The sequence below is a fragment of the Polystyrenella longa genome (assembly GCF_007750395.1).
GTDB lineage: Bacteria > Planctomycetota > Planctomycetia > Planctomycetales > Planctomycetaceae > Polystyrenella > Polystyrenella longa.
In genome coordinates this window covers 4,738,294-4,756,058 of sequence record NZ_CP036281.1, presented here as the reverse complement: position 1 = coordinate 4,756,058, position 17,765 = coordinate 4,738,294, and the positions used below count along the sequence as shown (strand labels likewise).

Here is a 17,765-nt window from a genome sequence, read left to right as displayed (position 1 = left end):
TAAGTCTCAGGCAAATAGGATTCGTTCGGCAAAGGGAATGTCGGTGTTCGTTCAGTTGACAGATTGTTCGACAGTTTTCATTTGCTGTTTTAATTCAAGGAGAGCCGCTTCGACTTGTTTGAATTCTGGAGATTCATTCAAGGACGCTGCCTGTTGCAGGTCACCCGGTAGGTTCCCCAGTAGTTCTTCCTTGATCAGCTCAACCATCCACTGGACACGTATCCGCGTGAAATGGTCCTGTAGTTTTTGAAACTTGGACTGCAGGAATCCAATTCCGGAACTCGCAGTGGAGGTGACTGCCTGTTCGCCCGCGACGGCGGTCACGGTCCCCGTAATGAAGTCAGCAACAAAAGGGACGACCACAGGGGCAACAAGTTCGCCAGCAGGTCCCCATCCCAAAGTGAACAAGGCCACGCTGGTGACGGGGCGTACTGCGGCGGAAGCTTGATTTAAGTTTTGATAAAGCCGATAGGCTTCTGGATTGTTCTTTTGGAACAGACTCATCTCCTGATGTACGACCTGTTTAAGATCATGCTTCAAATCGAAGGCGTCATGTCGAGCTTTGAGTCTCTCGAGAAGTTTCGCACGGTCGTGACCGGCGAGGGCTTTTTCGAAGTTCGGACGGATCAACGTAGAGGAGGAGTCCCGCATCCAACTAAGGGTTTTGAAGATTTCCTCGACTGTCTTCAACAGAGCCGCCCGTTCCCGCTTCCGATATTCTTCGAGTGGAGAAGTTGTTTCCCCACCGAGACTGGCTTTGAGCATTTTGAATGGCTTAGTGATCCCTGCTCCAACCGTATCGTAGACCGATTGCACATTTCGGGCCCAGCCTGTCTGGTGATCTTTCCACCATTGGCGGATTTCATGTACGAGAATTGAATTCGGTAGAATGGGCCAATCAGAAATCTGAGTGACACTTTCCGTCGAGATCTTTTCTGCCGCGACGCGGAACTCCTGGCTAACCCGTTCGATTTCAGTCAGAAATCCGGAGACCCCCTTCTGTGGATGAAGGACTTCTTTCAGTGAACCTTGAAGTGTTCGCAGTTTGATTTCCTGAAACTTGAGCTGTGATAAGTCGGTTGCGAGGTCGCTGGAGGAAGTGGTGTTTTCATTCGTCGTCTGTGAAGCAGCTTCACCCGGTTGGCGATATTCGCGTTCCAGGAAGAGAAGTCGATTCTCGGTGACGGCAGTCCGGTCACTGGGAACCAGATACAGGTATTCCGGGCGTGCCCCTGTCGTCGCGCAGAATGTCTCTAACCAGATGGGCCAGTATTCTTCATCTTCGGGAAGCTGACATTGGTTGAAGACAACCATCAGGACTTTGTCTTCCGCAGCCGCTTTTCGGAAGAACTCTTTTACAGCGGCGTCGTTGTATTTTTGCTGAGTCAGGACGGTAATCAACACGTCGGCAGTCAAGCGAATCTTGTCGGCTCGATCCCAGTTGACCATCGCGTCACTGTCGATGTCGGGAGTGTCGAGGATCAGCAGGTTCGGCGGTAGGTTTTCCGCTTCTCGCCAGAAGAGGTAGTCGGTGTCCGATTCCTGCAATGCTTCGTCCGCGTCGGCCCATTTTTGTAATTCAAAAGAATTGAAGATGTCGTCCAGTTGATGGCGATCATTAAACCCGGTTGGGACAAGACATACAGGATGTTTGGTTCCCGATGCGAGCGGACTAACCGAGCTGATTTGTTCCCCGGCAAGCCGATTAAAGATCGCGCTTTTGCCAATGTTGGTTCCACCGACGACAGCGGCGATCAGGAACGAATCCTGTTGCATCTGAGGCAACAGTTTATGTTCGATTAACTGAAACCATTCCCGTTCTTTGAGTGGTGCAATCTGGAGCAGATGACTGACGTGATGGAGTTTCTCCGTCGCCGTTTTTAAATCTTTTAATTGTGTGGCAAGTTCAGTCAGCGACACGATCAGTTTTCCATCATCAAAGCGGATTCAAGAAGGAGAATATCTGACTAATCATACGCTACCTGAGCGGGTACGTAAAAGGAGTAAAATCCATTTGCGCAAGGCTTTAAGAGAGTGCCTACTGTTGTGCTGGATTTGGCGGGTCCGGGAGAGGCTGAGGGCAGATCCAAGCAGGCTCAATCGTTATGATTGTTCTAATCGATACCCGGAAAAGAACCGCCATTTTGCCCAAAAGGTAAACCATTCCTGCAAAGTCTGCTGCAGATTTCCATTGTCGAACCATTCGTCGGGGATGGTCGATTCGAGTGCTGCCCCCAAGGTGACCCCGGAGATCAATCTTTCCAGAAGCCGAAATTGCGTCTCGTCCACAGCCCTTCGCCGCACGATGTACTCAGACCGAAAGATGACCAGCCACGTTTTTTCCGCAGTGGGGAAACTGGGTTGTTCTTCTTTTTTGACAGCAGTCGCATACAGGTGGATGGGGTATTGGAGTTCCAGGAGTCGCAAGCAGGGTGCCGGAGTGAGGCAGAGTCGTTCCCAATCGGAGGGCGGAATAGCGGCGAGTTGCTCGATGTTGAGGGGCGATTCATCTTCCATTCCAGGACCATCAAAAACGTCGGCATACGTCCGTTCCAGCCGAGCAAGATCGATCAGAAAATCGGCCCACCCGCTGTCTGGATCACGGGGCCGCGTTTCTTCCAGGAAGGTCGGAAAGTTCCTGCCTAAATCATCGAGTGTATAACTGGTGGATGGGTACGATTGCAGATAGGCGAACGCGAAACCTGAAAAAGTTTCTTCGCCCAGGCCATAATGCAGCGCAGGAAATTCTTCCCCCAGACAATCGACCAGACGCGCGTAATAAGCGTTTCCATAAACTTGCAGGCGTTGGAGGCTCGTCAGTTGCCGGGAACGTGGGATGACGGATTCAAGTGATTCGAGATCGACTGGAACCTGCTCCTGTGCGGTGGACGATTGAATGCCGCCCTCGATTCCTTGGGGGTGCGTAATGACCAGTTGCATCCATTGTTGCAGTACGGGCAGTTTAAAGATTGAAGCGGAATCGGGCCTGTCCATTACTCACTCGTATTCGATCATCGTCAGCGTGGTTGGATGGGGAACGGCAGAACGGGCGACGGGTTGTTCGGGTGGAGATTGCTCCTCGAAGGGAGTTGTCAGGCCGCCATCGCGAAACTTTTTGGCTTTCTGAACTTCGGCAAACAACACTGGAAACTCAGGAATTTGAGCGTCCCACTCCAGCAAGGTCGAAACATTTCCCGTTAGCTGACAGACTTCACGGTAGAGATTCCAGACAGGATCAACCACATGCCCGTCATGGGTGTCAATTAAGTGCGTTCCTAGATTAGTGTGACCGGCGAGGTGAAACTGCACGATCGATTCGTGCGGTAAGCGGCGAATGTAGTCGAGTGGATCGGCGTCGTGGTTGTAACAACTGACATAGACGTTGTTCACATCCAACAACAATCCACAACCTGTTTGACGGACAAGACGAGTTATGAATTCTTCCTCCGCCATTGTTGAAGCGGCGAAGGTGATATAGCTGGACGGGTTTTCCAGAACCAGCGGTCGCCCCAAATATTCCTGTACGGTCTGAATTCGAGCCGTGAGATGACCTAAGGTCTCTTCGTTATAAGGAATGGGAAGCAGATCGTGGGTATTGCGACCGGCGATTCCTGTCCAGCAGATATGATCAGAGACCCAACGGGCGTTGATCTCTGTTGCGAGTTTCTTCAGGCCATCGAGATAATCGAAATTCAGCGGATCGGTGCTGCCGATGGAAAGGGAGACACCGTGCATCACCAGTGGATAACGTTCCGCGATCTGGTTGAGAATGTGTCGCGGTCGACCCTCCGAGTTCATGTAGTTCTCGGAGATGATTTCGAACCAGTCCACATCGGGCTGTTGGTCGAGAATGTACTGGTAATGGCAGGATCGCAATCCGAGCCCCAGTCCCAGGTCAGGATGTCCAAGTCGAGCTTCCGTCATGATTGAATCTGCTAATTCGAATTCGCTACGGGAAAGAGGCTGCGGGAAAGACACAGCGAAGCAACTGAAAGAAAAAAACGCACGTCAGACCATTATACCTGAGCCGACGTGCGTTTTCGTGAATTAATCTGTCGAAGTGATGCTTCACCTCAAATCAGAATCAGGATTCGACTTTTGCGGGTGCTTCGCCGAATTCTTTCCCGGCCGCTTTCATCGCTTCTTCGAACGCGGTGCGGGTGGTGGCCCAAATTTTATCGTTCAACGGAACGGAACATTCGCCTTTTCCTTTGCAGGAGTTGCGTCCCGAAGTGGAACCACATCCGCCCTGCCCTTTGCAGTCGTTGTCGGCGTGGCAGGTATGTTTGTTCGCCGTGTAGCAGGCGCCCGTTCCCGCACAGTCGTTTGCTTCTTCGCGGTGGTTTTTGCACTGGTTCAGACCACGGCAGACGTTTTTGCCAGAGGTGATGATTTCTTTCCAGTCTTCTGGAATTCCACCTTCGGCAGCTTCAACGTCATGATCGTGATCATGGTCGTCGTCGTGCTCTTCATGCTCATCGTGAGCTTCAGCTGTCTCAGTTGTTGCAGGTGCAGATTCTCCCGTCCCGCAACCGGCGGCAGTACCGGCCAGTAATCCACCCATGGCGGCCATGGTTAGTTGGCTGAAATCACGTCTATTCAGTTTTTCTGGAGTTAACTCCATCGGAGTGTTCCTTTTTCAGAGTTGAGAGAAAACGGTGAGCGCCTGCATAGGCTTTATATTCTCTCAACAATATCAATCTGGAACGATTCCGCAATAGACTGATCAAACGTTATTCCCAAACTGTGAGCGATCTCACAGTCGCCGCTCGACTCAGAGTAAATTTAGCGATGGAGGGGATTGCGGGGAATAAAGCGAGCTCGCTCCTGAGGGAAATAGCGTTGGCCGCGATACTGTTGATAATCATCTCGAATGGAGCTGTACGGACGAAGCCGCACGATTGCATACGAAGCTTCAAAAACACCCTGACCGGGGACCTTGAGACGAGCATGCAAAAGAGCATCCGAGTCGATGTTCAGCCGGGCTTCAGGATGACGGACACGATAGGGAAGTTGAATCACTGTGCCTTGAACTATGCCTAGAGAATAGAACTGGTCCGCTTTCACTGGATCGGTCCAACGGTCGAGTACGGAAAAACGAGAGTCGAGGCGCTCGATATATTCGCCCCCTCTCCATGTTTTGTGCTGGATGATTAATTCACATTCGAGTTGACCGGTCACGGGAATGATTTCGCCCGTCGCTGAAAGGGGTTGTACTTCTACTAATAAACCATCTCGTTCAGGATCTCGGTCCCAATTGGCAACGCGGGCGGTGATGTTCAAACTGGCGACGCGAGGAACGTCCTGCCGATATTCGGGGGTAGGTGGATAGAAGCCCACAGCAGGCTCAACAGGAAATGGCTGCAGGTAACCGTCCTCAATTGCTGAAATCTGGGAAATGTGAATGCCTTCGGACGTCCATCCGCCAAAAGCAGGCCGCATATTGAAGTCGGATTGAATCGCAGGTAATTCCGCTTTCAGCTCTTCGAGTGTTAACGTGTGACCACCCAAACGGATTGAAGAGATGGAACTCCAGGGAAGATGGCTGTTGACTTGAATGTCGGTTGAAGTGACGGTCAGAACGAGTTCGGCGCCGTTGGTTCGGCTATCGACAAGGCCCCGGATTTCACGCCCATTGCTGGTGGTCACTTCGACGAGAGGTGAAGCAACTTCTTCCGCGCACAATGTCCGTTCCGTCGTTAATACGACATAACTCAAGGCCATAATAAACAGCGACAGGCGAAGCAGCACAGACATTGATGAACGTTCCTCTCAAGCGGATAGAATGAGCTTGAGAAGTAACGCAATTTAGATACCAAACACTCTCTGAATGACAGATCAGAGCGGTAAGTGGTTACAGGCAAACGATAAAGAGAAGAATCGCTTCAACTGTAGAGCGAAAGCTGGTGTTGCGCAGCGGGGACAGGCTGTCTCACCAATGATGCTAAAAAACAACATGAAACTGAAATCCGCTTTGCAATCTCTAAAGAAGGCATGGGATCAGTCGAGCGGTTTCTGGACGGAGTTCAACAGAATGCGGATCGTCTCCGGGGCACTGAAACCGGGGGGAGGGTTGGTAAAGAAGATGGAATTGTAAACCAGCGAGAATGTATCTTCGATGGTAATTTTATTACCACCGAGTACCACTCCTTCGATGTTCGCCTGGTTGTCAAAAACCAGGTCATCGCTGACGTAGATCAGGCCCGAGATTTTCGACGGAATCGTATCGACAATGTCATCATCTTCGCCGAGCGTATTGTGAGCCGCCCCAATCGGGTTGTAATTCACTTCATCTCGAGTTTCGTTCAGACCGTCACTGGTGGCGTTAATGTTGAACTTTCCATCGACCAGCAAACAGGGAAAGTTGGGCTCCACAGTGGACCAGGCAATCGGGCCAGGATAAATCTGGCTGCTGTCTCCGGAATCGAGAACGACCAGCGTGCCCAGAATACGGCAAGTATCAATTCCCAGGGCGCTTCCTCCGCAGTCGATAAAGTAAATCCCATCAGGATTTGTTTCCCCGTAAGGGTTATGGTTGGGACTTATGACTCGTTTATAAATCGTACCAGCGGGCGGGTCGGGTTCTTTGAAAGAAACATTGTCGATATTGAAACTGACGCTGCTATAACGGGTCTGGATTCTGATCTTTGCAGAATTGAGGGTTCCACTCCAGTTAGGAGATAAAGAGACGGTGTATTGAACCCAGTACGGCATCATCAGTCCAGTATTCGCAACGACCTGCTGTACTCCGCTGGAAGAGGCGTCAGTTTCTATAATGACGCTGAACGCGTCGTAGGTGATTCCCGAAGAACGGCCCCAGAAGGTGAGGTTGTATGTCTCTCCTTTGGCAATTCGATTCGTCACATCATAGGTGACGGCATCGCTTACCGAGTTACGATTGCTGCACAGTAAGTTGGACGCACCAGCGTAAGGCCAGCTTTCGCTTTTAGATATCGAACAGCTATCCGCTTCCCATAAATCGATATTCGTCTCAAACGTATCATTCTTAATGATGTTGACCGCTTTGTCTTGAATGCTGCTGTAGTCAATTTCAGTTCCCCGCGCCAGATAGTAACTGAGAATATCATCAGTCTCTGGAAAAGCTTCCTGTTGAATTTCTTCCTCTGTTGTACCGTAATATGTACCACTACCTTTTACATCATTTTCGGCTTCTACATCGGCAACGATAGAGCTACCGCTCTGTGCATCGAAATCGTGATTCGATGCCAGGATTTGATTACAGTAGAGGTAAGTGTTCTCTTCAACCTTGATGTCGTGCTGGCTGACAAGGGCTTTCTCTAAAAATGAGTAACCTCGGTTCACGGGCGTTAATGTAAGTTGTGTCTTCTGACGAGCGGAACCAACGACGCCGGTCGCCACCAGCACAACAGGTTCTTCAGGGTTGTTGGCAAGGTCTCCATCGGATGGGTCGTAAGCTTCCAGTGTGTACTTTCCTCCCAGCAGCGCAACGTCATCCTTCCATGTTCCGTTGGGAAAGTTATATCGCCAGTTGGGATCATTTTCGATATCGAGCATGCCGATCCGCAAGGCGGATTGCGCTATGAATCGTGCCTGACTGGCGTCCATTGATGATTGATGGTTCCGCCGTTGGACACGTTTCACCACTAATGCGGACATACCCAACAACGAGACCAGCACCGAGACCATCAGTACCGAAAGGTACATACTGCCCCGCCTTTTTGATTTAGCTGGTGAAGTTGGGGATTTCGTGAACATGAATGATTGATCGAAAAGAGGACAGAATGAGTGGAATGGAAGTCAATGACAGCAAATCAGGGATTGATGGTGATCGTTAAGGTCTTAGTTGCCTGAGCCCCCGAACTGTCGCTGGCCGTCAGGGTGACAATCCGAACGAGAGTGGATCCAGTTCCATTCGTAAAAGTATGGGAAGGTTTAGAGCCAGTGCCTGAACTTCCGTCGCCATAATCCCAGGAAAAAGTGATTGAGTCACCATCCGAGTCGGACGAGTTTGTCGCATCGAACTGGACGTTCACGGAACTTGTACCAGAAGTCGGGCTGGCCGACGCAACAGCGATGGGTGACTGGTTTACAGAGGGTTTGCTACCCGTACTGAGATTATTGTTCGGATCCGGAATCGTGTTAATCCAAGCCTTCGACTGGAGAACAGACAAGGAACCCAGAACGACATTGTTTTTCGAGATAGTGACGGTAATCTTCTTCAAGCCTTCATCGTCGTTGGTGGTCGTGTCTGGAGAGTCAGCCAATACGAACTGGACAGAAACTGCACGGGTCCAGGAGCTTGTGTCAGGGATTTCTGTTCCGTCCTGATATTGCAGTGGTGAGGAAGTCCAGCCGTTGTAGTCGTCGACGTCATCCCATGTTGTTCTGTTGGTGCCCACTTCGCCCGTTTCTCTACCGAAGGAAACTGGGTCGACGGGTTCTTCGTATTCCATCTGAATGATCTCAGACAATAAATCTTCTGCAAACAGCATTGCCTGAGTCTGCTGAGCAGTAAAAAACTCGGCTCGAAACGATGCGCCGACTGTTCGCAAGGCTGTCAACATCAGGATAGAAATCAATAACGTACTCATCACCACTTCAAGCAGGCTCAAACCGGCTTTGCGAGACGAGAAGTTTCTGGTTGTTTGATGACGCTTGTTCATGTTTAGTCGTCGTTACTGATTGTCGGTGAGGTAAGAAAGTTGGCGTGGTTTTGCGAAAACGCTATTCCGGTTGTTCGGATACGCGTATGGAAATGTAATCAAACTCTGCATCACAGCCTGATTCGTAAAGCGATACATATTTCTTCGTATTGTCTGTCGATACTCGCGAGTAAGTGTAATTGTCAAGCAGATTGCCCTGTAGAAATTGGGCATGATTCATATCATCGGGGCTGATGACGACTCGGACTTCGATGAAATCGAGAGGTAAATTCTCTACGCGAACGACTTGGTTCCAGACGCCCGGAGATGATTGAGACTCGGCGGTATAAGTTTGAGTGTTATTCGTTTCGCGGGTGACGCGACCTCGGAGAGCGAAGGCATTTGAATTATCCCAGTCGGAATACATTTCGAAGACGGCCCCCTCCCCTCCTGTGGTTGTTGCTCGCAGGCGAACCACCACCGTCGTCGGTTCCAGAAAGTCGTGATCGGGTGCGGTGCGTAGTATGCTTTCGTCGGATTCCCAAACACCTTGAGCAAGTGTTTCCGTGTCGAAGGTGCCCCCTTCTTTCAAGCTCCAGTCGTTGAGATTGTCGAAGTTGGTGTCGGCCGTTAAAGGGTCATTGTCAAAATCGAGTTCCCAGAGACCCACCAGTAATTCGGGGGAATTCAAGAGCGGAATCCCGGTGCGAACTTGTGACTCCGTTGTGTTTCCCAACTGCAATGTCACGTTCAAACCGGTGAAATAGTTCCGATCAACCGTCATTCCATTATCTGATCCGTAATAATAGGTTCCCCAGACCTCGTGATAGACTATCTCGTCTTCCTCAGAGAACCAGCTCGACCCCTGATTATTTGATCTAACTGCATGAGCATAAGGTTCACCATTCCGATAGTGACTTTTGACTTTGCCAGAGTATGTTCCGTCTAGGTGTTGTAGTACACCGCAGAGTCGATCAGTTGGTAATAAACCCTTCACAGCGGAGAAGTTGAATTCTTTGAGAGTCAATGAACTACTGAGTGAACTCTCCAGTACCAGAGTCTGCTCCAGCACTTCACTCGTGGGGATGTGGCCTGCCGTTGCGGATCGAAGTTGAAGATAGAAACTGCCGTTATCGCTTACGTCGTATTGGGATAATCCAAGTTTGACTTTGGTAACGTTCCAGGATTCGGCTCCATCCGCTATCACCGGAACAAAGTAAAAACCTGGCCAACCAGCCTCATATATGGCGGAGACTCGTTGAGTTCCAGAGAAGGAAATTAACGCACCACCGATTAATTGTTCTTCACTTTCGATCAAGCTAGGTGGGAATTCTTCAGTGGTCGAACGCGTATTATATTTCAGTTCGAAGTTCTGGACTGCATCGATCAGTTGAACTGGGGAACCATAATTGAACTTTTTGATCAACGGATCCCCTGGTGTGCCACTCCATTCATAGCGGACGACATCGGGAACACTGTCTCCATTCATGTCCCGAACAACGAACTCAATAACGTTATCAGTATGCTCGGAAAGGTAAATCGCGTTTTGTACATCGTCGGTCAGGTTATGCAGAACCTCCGTAGCGTTTAGTGTATTTGTAAGCAATTCCGACGGAGCCAGCGCCTGTCCAGCCAGATACATGGAAGATCCCAGCCCCAGAACCAGTACAGTACTGGCACCGATACTCACGACTAACTCGATGAGTGTATATCCGCTACGGGTTGGGTGAATAGCCATGGCCTTACTCAGTGGTTCTTCCGTAAAAAATGGACAAAATTAATCAGAACATTTCCTATGCATTATTCCTGGATTTGAACTTGTCCTGTGATTGATTCCATCGTAATTGTTTTGGTCAGGTCTCCATTGGTGACGGATATTTCCAAATCGGTACTGGGAATGCCATAAGCATTAAAAGTGACCGATCCGTCGTCCAGGTCCAGGGATTGAATCGTGGAGTGATAAGGAGATGTATTCAGCCAGACGGTATAAGCTTGGGACGAATGGTCGATATCTTTAAAGCTGGAAAAGCTATAAGAGTGATCGTCTGTATTGAAAGTAATCGTTTCCGACTGACTGTTTGATCGGGAGTAGCGAGCCGCCAGTTCCAGGTCGGCCTTAATTCGTCTGGCAGAGGCCCGAACACGCTGTTCCTCAATCGCCTTCGAAAATCGAGGCATTGCCACTGCAGATAGAATGCCGATGATGATGATCGTCAGTACTAGATCGATCAATGTCACCCCAGAACGGGCATGTCCGTCACGTCGCAGTTTCGTCGACCAGCCGCAGATCCGAGATTGATCTCTTCTGTGGATTGATTGCCATCTGATTATATGTGACGAATTGAACATCGACCGACCGTTTCGCGGTTTAACAAAAAGGCATCCTGATTAACGAGAGTCCGAACTGAACGCCGGCGTCAATCCTGTTGTTACACGTTGTGAACCGGGCGGTAGCGGAATGAATCTAATGAAATGTCTATCTAGTTAGGCAAGATAAGTATTTCATACGTTTTGTATGTATGCGTTGAAATAATGAAACAAAATCGCCTGTAACGCCAATCTTTTGACGAGGCCAGCGCACCTGCTCATCGATTTTATAAGTTTCTGAAAGTGGTCCACATGGATCGATCGCGTCGGTTGTAACCTTAGAGGCAACTCTATTGGTAGGGTCCCAACAGTCAGGAGGGTTGTGCTGTAGGAGTTATTCCTGCGTTTTCACTTTCCAGGATGAAAAAGGTTGCATCGCAGTGCGATTCAGAGCGTTGATCGATGTTTCGATTTTGAAACATGAGTAACAGGTTGTATATTTCGTTACAGGATTTCGAACGTTGCAATGTCGTTTATTATTTAGACTTCAACAACGCCGTTCTCTGATCCTGTTTCAGTGCCTGAGATTTTGTTCTTTAAGTAGGGGCCTGAGCTCAGCCATTCACTTCTTATTCATGAGGAATACGGGAAATGATCAACACGCTTCCTAAGTCAAAAAAACGAAACGCATTCACACTGGTTGAATTAGTAGTCGTAGTACTGATTCTCGGAATCATCGCCGCAATCGCGACTCCGAAAATGTTTGATACAGCGTCCGATGCACGTGACAACGCCTCAAAGCAGTCGTTAACAGTGCTGCGAGAAGCGATTGAATTGTACCGCGCAAAAAACGGTAGTTTTCCCGCTGCAGCCACTATCAGCACTCAACTGGCCGATTACCTTAAAGGACCGTTTCCCGCACCACACGTCGGTAGCAAGACCGCTACAGTGGGAGCATCAACTGCGGATCCTCTGGCTGTCAAAACAGGCGGAGACGGTTGGGTCTACAATGAAACATCTGGCGATATCGCCATTAATCACGCAGACTATATTTCCTGGTAACTTGGTATCAGTATAAGTCGGTAACAGATGTTGTTGACTTGCCGAGGACTAAGCTAAAGAAATACAGGGAGCGATGAGACTCTTACGAGTTCAGATCGCCAAAGGAATTGGGCCCGAAAATGAGTTCTGTACCGCAACGGATACTGGTTGTTGAAGACAATAAGGCAATGTCATCTGTATTGCGATTCAATATACAGAGGGCAGGTTACGAAGTATTCGTCGCCAACAATGGTGTCGAAGGCCTTGAGATCATCAACCAGCATGCGATTGAGTTCATCATCTCAGACTACCAAATGCCGCAAATGGGCGGATATGACTTTGCTTTACAGATGCGGAAGACTCCGGGTTACGAATCGGTTCCTCTGGCAATGTGTTCTGCCAAAGGGTTCGAGTTAAACCCGGATGAACTCTCTGAAAAACTCCAGGTTATCAAACTGTTTTACAAACCTTTCAGTCCTCGAGAGATTGTTAATTTCATTAATGAGACTCTCTCTGAAACGGTCAATAAAAGTTAAATCGTTAAAATTTAATCGTTGAATGAATTCTCATCCAACTTGGAATGTAAGTTACGACTGCGGAAATTAGTCGATAGCAAGTACATTCAGAATAAGCGCGATTGAAAGAGACGAAAATCACATTCGATGTGACTTCACCTCTTCTGTTCCTTTCTGGAACGGTAACCCTCTTTCAGTACGACGCCAAACTGGTTATCTCGAATAGATTCATTCTTAAGCCAGGTATCATTTCTCTGATCGATAAACACAATGAGCGCCATCCTGCACAACCTGACTACAAAACAAAGGTTAATTCTTTGTTATGTTTTGAGCTGCGCGCTGATCTGGGGGATTCTCCAGTGGGGAAGCAGCTTTAGTGAGGTTCTCCCTGTTTATCTCGCGCTATGCTTTGTCGGTCCACTGGTGATTGTGGTGGTGGGAAGTTATCTGCTTACCCGTGATATTCGAGTTCTGGGATACCTGGAAAGCAGGTTGCTAGGAGTCATCGGTGACCAGACGGGTCGTTTTTCTCTCGATCCTATCATGAATTCCAGCCAACCACTGGTGTTGGCCTGGAACAAGTTGGCCGAAAAAATGGCTCATCAGGAATCACTCCAGGTTCTTGAGGAACGCGTCTGCGGCGAGATCAACTCTTCGCATGACCAACTTAGTACTCAGGCCCTCGAAAATCTGTCTGAAGGCATTGTCGTCACCAACGACGAAGGCATGATTCAATATGCAAATCTCTCTTTCGGTGCCATTCTCAATGTTGAGTTGCCTGAAGAAGTGAAGACGAAGACCTTGGCAGAAATCCTCCCGGACGAATTATACGAACGTATTCCCGAACTGGAGCAGATGATTAAAGCGAATCGTCCGATGAACTTCGAAATCGCGTTGGGCGATCAGACGAGTGATGGCGTTGTCTCCATCAAAACGCGTCCAATCGTAAATAGGGACCGGATGCTCCTCTGGCATTTCTCGGATGTAACACAGAATAAACTGGCCGACGAAATGCGAGACCAGTTTCTTTCTTCTGCGACTCATGAACTGCGAACGCCACTGGCGAATATTAAAGCCTATGCGGAAACATTGCAGACAGCGGATGATATGGATGTTGAAGATCACAAAAACTTTTGCAATATCATCAACAGCGAAGCAACTCGGCTCGCCCGCCTCGTAGACAGTTTACTTGATATCAAACAGATCGAAGCCGGCTCTCTGTCCATTACGAGAAATGAAACGGACCTGCTGCGTTTGATTGAAGAAGTCTGCGAAAATGTCAAACCTCAGATGGAGCAGAAACAGATCGCCTTCGAATTGAACGTCCCTCCCAAACTGAGCAAAATCAGCGTCGACAAAGACAAAATTGTGGCCTCGCTGGTTAATTTACTCGGGAATGCGGCCAAGTACACGATGGAGGGGGGCAAGGTTCTTTTCCGTGTGGAACAGGTTGGTTCGTCGATGCATTTTCATATTGAAGACAGTGGTATTGGTATTCGCGATGAAGAGATCAGCCGAATCTTCGAGCAATTCTTCCGCAGTAGCGATCCCCGGGTTCGAGACATTCCCGGCAATGGTATTGGTCTCGCTTATACAAGCGAAGTCATTGAACTTCATGGCGGACAAATCCTGATTCAATCTGAGATTGATAAAGGAACCCAGTTCACCGTCCAGTTGCCAATGCAATAAAGGGGCCGATCGAATGTATTCACGAAAAAAACAAGGTGCTATTTCAATCATTGAAGGTACCGATGCGCTCACGAGCGATTATCTGGAAGAGATCGACGAACTCCTCAAGGAATGCAAACAGGCGGGCCAACCTAAAGTTGTATTCAGCTTTAAAAATACACCGCTGCTTGATAGCTCTGGATTGGAATGGTTGCTGGATTCGCTTGAATCCTGTCTCTCCAGCGGTGGCAATCTAAAACTCGCTGCCCCGAATCCTGTGTGTGAAGACATCCTCCGTATCACTGGTTTTCTAAGCAAGTTTGAAGTTTACCCGGATACCCTTTCTGCGGTGGGGAGTTATACGCATTGAGTATCGCGACCCCCGCATCCAAAATCAAAACACATGACCCCCTGTGGGACGTTCCCGAAGCGTCGCTCCCGCTGGGGGCCCGCTTGGTTCGCGCCGGTCTCCTCAGTCAGGATGACTTGGAACGCGCCCTGGAACGCCAGGAAAAAGACAACACGCGTTTAGGAGAGATCCTGACGCGCATGGGGCTCGTTGAAGAAGAAGAAATTCTTCCATTCCTGAATCAACAACTGGGCGTTCCCTCCGTACGCCTGCGAGAGGGAATCGTCGACCCCAAAGTCGTACAGATGATACCTCGTTCCCATGCGGAAACGTTGAAGGCGGTTGCGCTTTTCAAAGTGCGTAAGGAAATCTTCGTCGCCATGGCGGAGCCGCAAAACTTGCGGCAGGTCGATGAAGTTGAACGCCTCACGGGTTTGACAGTCAGGCCCGTCATCGCATTGAAGTCTTCTATCGAACGGCTGATACCTCGCTGTTACGAAAAGGACTTTCAAGTAGACCACGTGACGGCCGATATCGATGAGTCGGCAATCGAGTTGCAGGCCGATACGATGCTGCTCGATTTACAGTCATCCGAAGCGATGGCCGACGGCAGCCCGATTATCAACCTGGTAAATTACTTCATTGTGAATTCGATTCGCCAGGGTGCGAGCGACATTCATATTGAGCCAGGTCAGAAACATACGACGATCCGCTTTCGTGTTGATGGAATGTTGCGAGAAGTATTGCGTCCCCGCCGCGATTTTCACGCTGCACTCGTTTCCAGGGTGAAGGTCATGGCTCGTATGGACATTGCCGAACACCGACAAGCCCAAGACGGCCGGATGCATGTCGTTGTTGATAATCGAGAGGTCGACATTCGTGTGTCCACGCTCCCCACCGTTAAAGGGGAAAAGGTCGTGATGCGTGTTCTCGATAGAAAGAACCTGACGTTCAATCTGAACGAACTGGGTATTCCCTCCGAACAACTTAATCCGATTAAAAAAATGCTCCAGAAGCCGCACGGACTGCTGCTGGTAACGGGGCCTACAGGTAGCGGTAAAACGACCACCCTCTATTCCGCACTGGAACTAATTAAGTCCGTTCACACGAATATCGTGACGGTAGAAGATCCGGTGGAATATCAATTGGACATGATTAACCAGGTCCACGCCAATCCTTCAGCGAATCTGTCCTTCAGCGATGCACTCCGGTCAATCCTGCGACAGGACCCTGACGTGATCATGGTTGGGGAAATTCGTGACGCCGAGACAGCAGAAATGGCGATACAGGCGTCTTTAACAGGTCACCTGGTATTGAGCACGCTACACACCAACAGCACCATCGGGGCCATTACGCGACTGATGGACATGGGGATTATGCCCTACAAGATATCGGCCGCGCTGGTCGGGGTAGTGGCACAACGACTGATTCGAACAGTCTGTCCTCGCTGCCGGACGAAATACTATCCCAACGAAGAAATGCTGCAGATGATTGAATACAGCGGCGACACACGTCGTTCGTTTTCGAAGGGAGAAGGGTGCGCTCAATGTTACGATACCGGGTTCGCCGGTCGAACAGGGATTTATGAAGTCTTGCCGATCGATCGTGAATTCCGTCAGGCGATCACCCATTCGGATGATATGTCCGCTGTTCGCGACCTCTTCGATAAGAAGGGCATCAATTCGTTGCTCGACGAAGGGATCAAACTGGCCGAGTCGGGTTCCACAAGTCTGGATGAAGTTGTCCGTCTGGCCTTTGCCGATTGATGAATCAAGTCACCGTTATTAGTCACATTTTATTTTAACATCCTGAAGAGGTCCTCTCACGAGTCGTTATAAATCGATTGTTTTCAGTTGGCTTTGAACTCTCCATTGAATAATTCACACCTCGCTATTTTCCCTTGGTTTCCTGGCAATGATCCGCGTCCTTTCGGACAGGAAAAAACACCATGCCTTATGCATACAAAGCAAAATCCAAATCAGGCGAGATCTCCACTGGTGTCCTCGACGGACATACGGAACAGGAGGCGCGAGAGAGTCTGCGCCGACAGCAATTGTTTCCACTCTCTGTAACAGAGACGAAATCTAATCAAACAAGCTCGAAGAAATCAAAGAAGTCGGGCAGACTGACTTTGAACAAACGTAGCAAACCTTCAAGACGAAGGAAGATTCCGCGAACCGAAATCCTGTTCTTCACTACACAGTTGGCTATCATGTGCCGCTCCGGAATTGACCTGGCGGCATCAATTCATAATATCGCCCAACAGACCACACATGAGGCGTTCCGCGAGACTTTGCTGGAAATCCATTCAGAGGTTTCCGATGGAAAATCGGTTTCTGCGGCTCTTGAGAATCAACCCCATGCTTTCGATGCTACCTACATCGCCAGCGTCGCGGCGGGGGAAGCAGCCGGGCGCGTACCCCATGTGCTTAATCGCATGGCGGAATTAATCCGCAACGAGGTTCGGCTAATTTCTACATTGAAGCAGGTCATGGCTTACCCGCTTGTATTGGTTGGAGTATGTGGTCTCGTTCTTCTCGCGCTGATCTTTTTCGTACTTCCGCAGTTTGCCCAGGTGTTTCAGGATCTCGGAACAGTTGCTCCCCCGTTTACTCAACTGTTGCTCGACATTTCCAGCCTGATTCGTGAAAACCTGCTGATATTGTCGCTGGGGACGATCGCTTGTTCCGCGAGTCTATTTTGCTGGAGTAGGACCGAATCAGCGCATCGCAGGCGCGATTCCTTCCTGCTTTACTTTCCGCTGATTCGCGCGGCTTCGCAAGCTGTAATGATTGGGAGGGTTTTTCAGCTTTTGGGGACCTTGCTACAAAGTGGGATTCCACTACTCGAATCGCTGCAGCTTTGTCAAAGATCTTTGAAGAACATGCATTATCAGTCGCTATTTCAGCGTCTGGAAGACGAAGTAATTAGTGGGCGTTCGATCGGCTCTATATTTATGAAAGCCGATTTTATCCCCCGGGGCGCTGCCCAGATGGTCCTGACGGCTGAGCAGACGGGTAATCTGGGAACGGTTCTCACTGAAGTCGGTTCCTTTTTTGAAGATGAAGGGGAACGACAGGTCAAGGGGCTTACGAAGGTCCTCGAACCGGCGATTATCGTGGTGACAGGAGCGGTTGTCGCGGGTATCGTGCTGGCGATCATGCTCCCACTGCTGGATGTTTCGACTCAGTCGCACTAATCAGGGTTGCACGAAACATCTCTCGCGTGGAAATGCCGACACGTGCGGTGATCGAATCTGGA

General features: G+C 49.5%; 15 protein-coding genes. 6 read left to right on the top strand and 9 right to left on the bottom strand.

The window, feature by feature from the left end:
• Positions 1–51 precede the first annotated feature (51 nt).
• The 9 genes from Pla110_RS17660 to Pla110_RS17620 form a co-directional block, all read right to left on the bottom strand.
• The gene (locus tag Pla110_RS17660) at positions 52–1,920 is read right to left on the bottom strand and encodes a GTPase domain-containing protein (RefSeq protein ID WP_144997648.1); all 1,869 of its coding nucleotides are present in this window, start codon (positions 1,918–1,920) and stop codon (positions 52–54) included.
• 183 nt (positions 1,921–2,103) lie between these two features.
• A complete protein-coding gene (locus Pla110_RS17655; protein ID WP_144997646.1) occupies positions 2,104–2,994 on the bottom strand; it encodes an HvfC/BufC family peptide modification chaperone in 891 nt (296 codons plus the stop codon).
• A 3-nt stretch (positions 2,995–2,997) separates the two neighbouring features.
• Positions 2,998–3,924 carry an MNIO family bufferin maturase gene (bufB, locus tag Pla110_RS17650; protein ID WP_144997644.1) on the bottom strand — a complete coding sequence of 309 codons (927 nt, stop codon included), beginning with the start codon at positions 3,922–3,924 and terminating at the stop codon, positions 2,998–3,000.
• Positions 3,925–4,084: 160 nt separating this feature from the next.
• Positions 4,085–4,624: a hypothetical protein gene (locus Pla110_RS17645; protein WP_144997642.1), complete on the bottom strand. Its 540-nt coding sequence runs from the start codon at positions 4,622–4,624 to the stop codon at positions 4,085–4,087.
• A gap of 161 nt (positions 4,625–4,785) precedes the next feature.
• A complete protein-coding gene (locus Pla110_RS17640; protein ID WP_144997640.1) occupies positions 4,786–5,757 on the bottom strand; it encodes a hypothetical protein in 972 nt (323 codons plus the stop codon).
• A 243-nt stretch (positions 5,758–6,000) separates the two neighbouring features.
• Positions 6,001–7,686 (bottom strand): carbohydrate binding domain-containing protein, encoded by a 1,686-nt coding sequence (locus tag Pla110_RS17635; protein ID WP_197440262.1) that lies wholly within the window; start codon positions 7,684–7,686, stop codon positions 6,001–6,003.
• 107 nt (positions 7,687–7,793) lie between these two features.
• Positions 7,794–8,645 carry a PKD domain-containing protein gene (locus Pla110_RS17630; protein ID WP_144997637.1) on the bottom strand — a complete coding sequence of 284 codons (852 nt, stop codon included), beginning with the start codon at positions 8,643–8,645 and terminating at the stop codon, positions 7,794–7,796.
• A 61-nt stretch (positions 8,646–8,706) separates the two neighbouring features.
• Positions 8,707–10,362, bottom strand: coding sequence for a PulJ/GspJ family protein (locus Pla110_RS17625; RefSeq protein ID WP_144997635.1), 1,656 nt, complete (start codon positions 10,360–10,362; stop codon positions 8,707–8,709).
• A gap of 62 nt (positions 10,363–10,424) precedes the next feature.
• Complete coding sequence (locus Pla110_RS17620; RefSeq protein ID WP_144997633.1) at positions 10,425–10,862, bottom strand: pilus assembly FimT family protein; 438 nt, start codon at positions 10,860–10,862, stop codon at positions 10,425–10,427.
• A 720-nt stretch (positions 10,863–11,582) separates the two neighbouring features.
• Between Pla110_RS17620 and Pla110_RS17615 the strand changes: the two genes are divergently transcribed.
• The 6 genes from Pla110_RS17615 to Pla110_RS17590 all read left to right on the top strand — a co-directional run bounded on the left by Pla110_RS17615 (position 11,583) and on the right by Pla110_RS17590 (position 17,703).
• The gene (locus tag Pla110_RS17615; RefSeq protein WP_144997631.1) at positions 11,583–11,993 is read left to right on the top strand and encodes a prepilin-type N-terminal cleavage/methylation domain-containing protein; all 411 of its coding nucleotides are present in this window, start codon (positions 11,583–11,585) and stop codon (positions 11,991–11,993) included.
• Between the two features lie 119 nt (positions 11,994–12,112).
• A complete protein-coding gene (locus Pla110_RS17610) occupies positions 12,113–12,508 on the top strand; it encodes a response regulator (protein WP_144997629.1) in 396 nt (131 codons plus the stop codon).
• Positions 12,509–12,757: 249 nt separating this feature from the next.
• Positions 12,758–14,176 carry a sensor histidine kinase gene (locus tag Pla110_RS17605; protein ID WP_144997627.1) on the top strand — a complete coding sequence of 473 codons (1,419 nt, stop codon included), beginning with the start codon at positions 12,758–12,760 and terminating at the stop codon, positions 14,174–14,176.
• Positions 14,177–14,189: 13 nt separating this feature from the next.
• Positions 14,190–14,525, top strand: a complete 336-nt coding sequence (locus tag Pla110_RS17600) for an STAS domain-containing protein (protein WP_144997625.1) — start codon at positions 14,190–14,192, stop codon at positions 14,523–14,525.
• Positions 14,522–16,270 (top strand): GspE/PulE family protein, encoded by a 1,749-nt coding sequence (locus tag Pla110_RS17595; RefSeq protein WP_144997623.1) that lies wholly within the window; start codon positions 14,522–14,524, stop codon positions 16,268–16,270. Before Pla110_RS17600 ends, Pla110_RS17595 begins: the two co-directional genes overlap by 4 nt.
• A gap of 182 nt (positions 16,271–16,452) precedes the next feature.
• Complete coding sequence (locus tag Pla110_RS17590; RefSeq protein WP_144997620.1) at positions 16,453–17,703, top strand: type II secretion system F family protein; 1,251 nt, start codon at positions 16,453–16,455, stop codon at positions 17,701–17,703.
• The last annotated feature ends 62 nt before the right edge of the window (positions 17,704–17,765 follow it).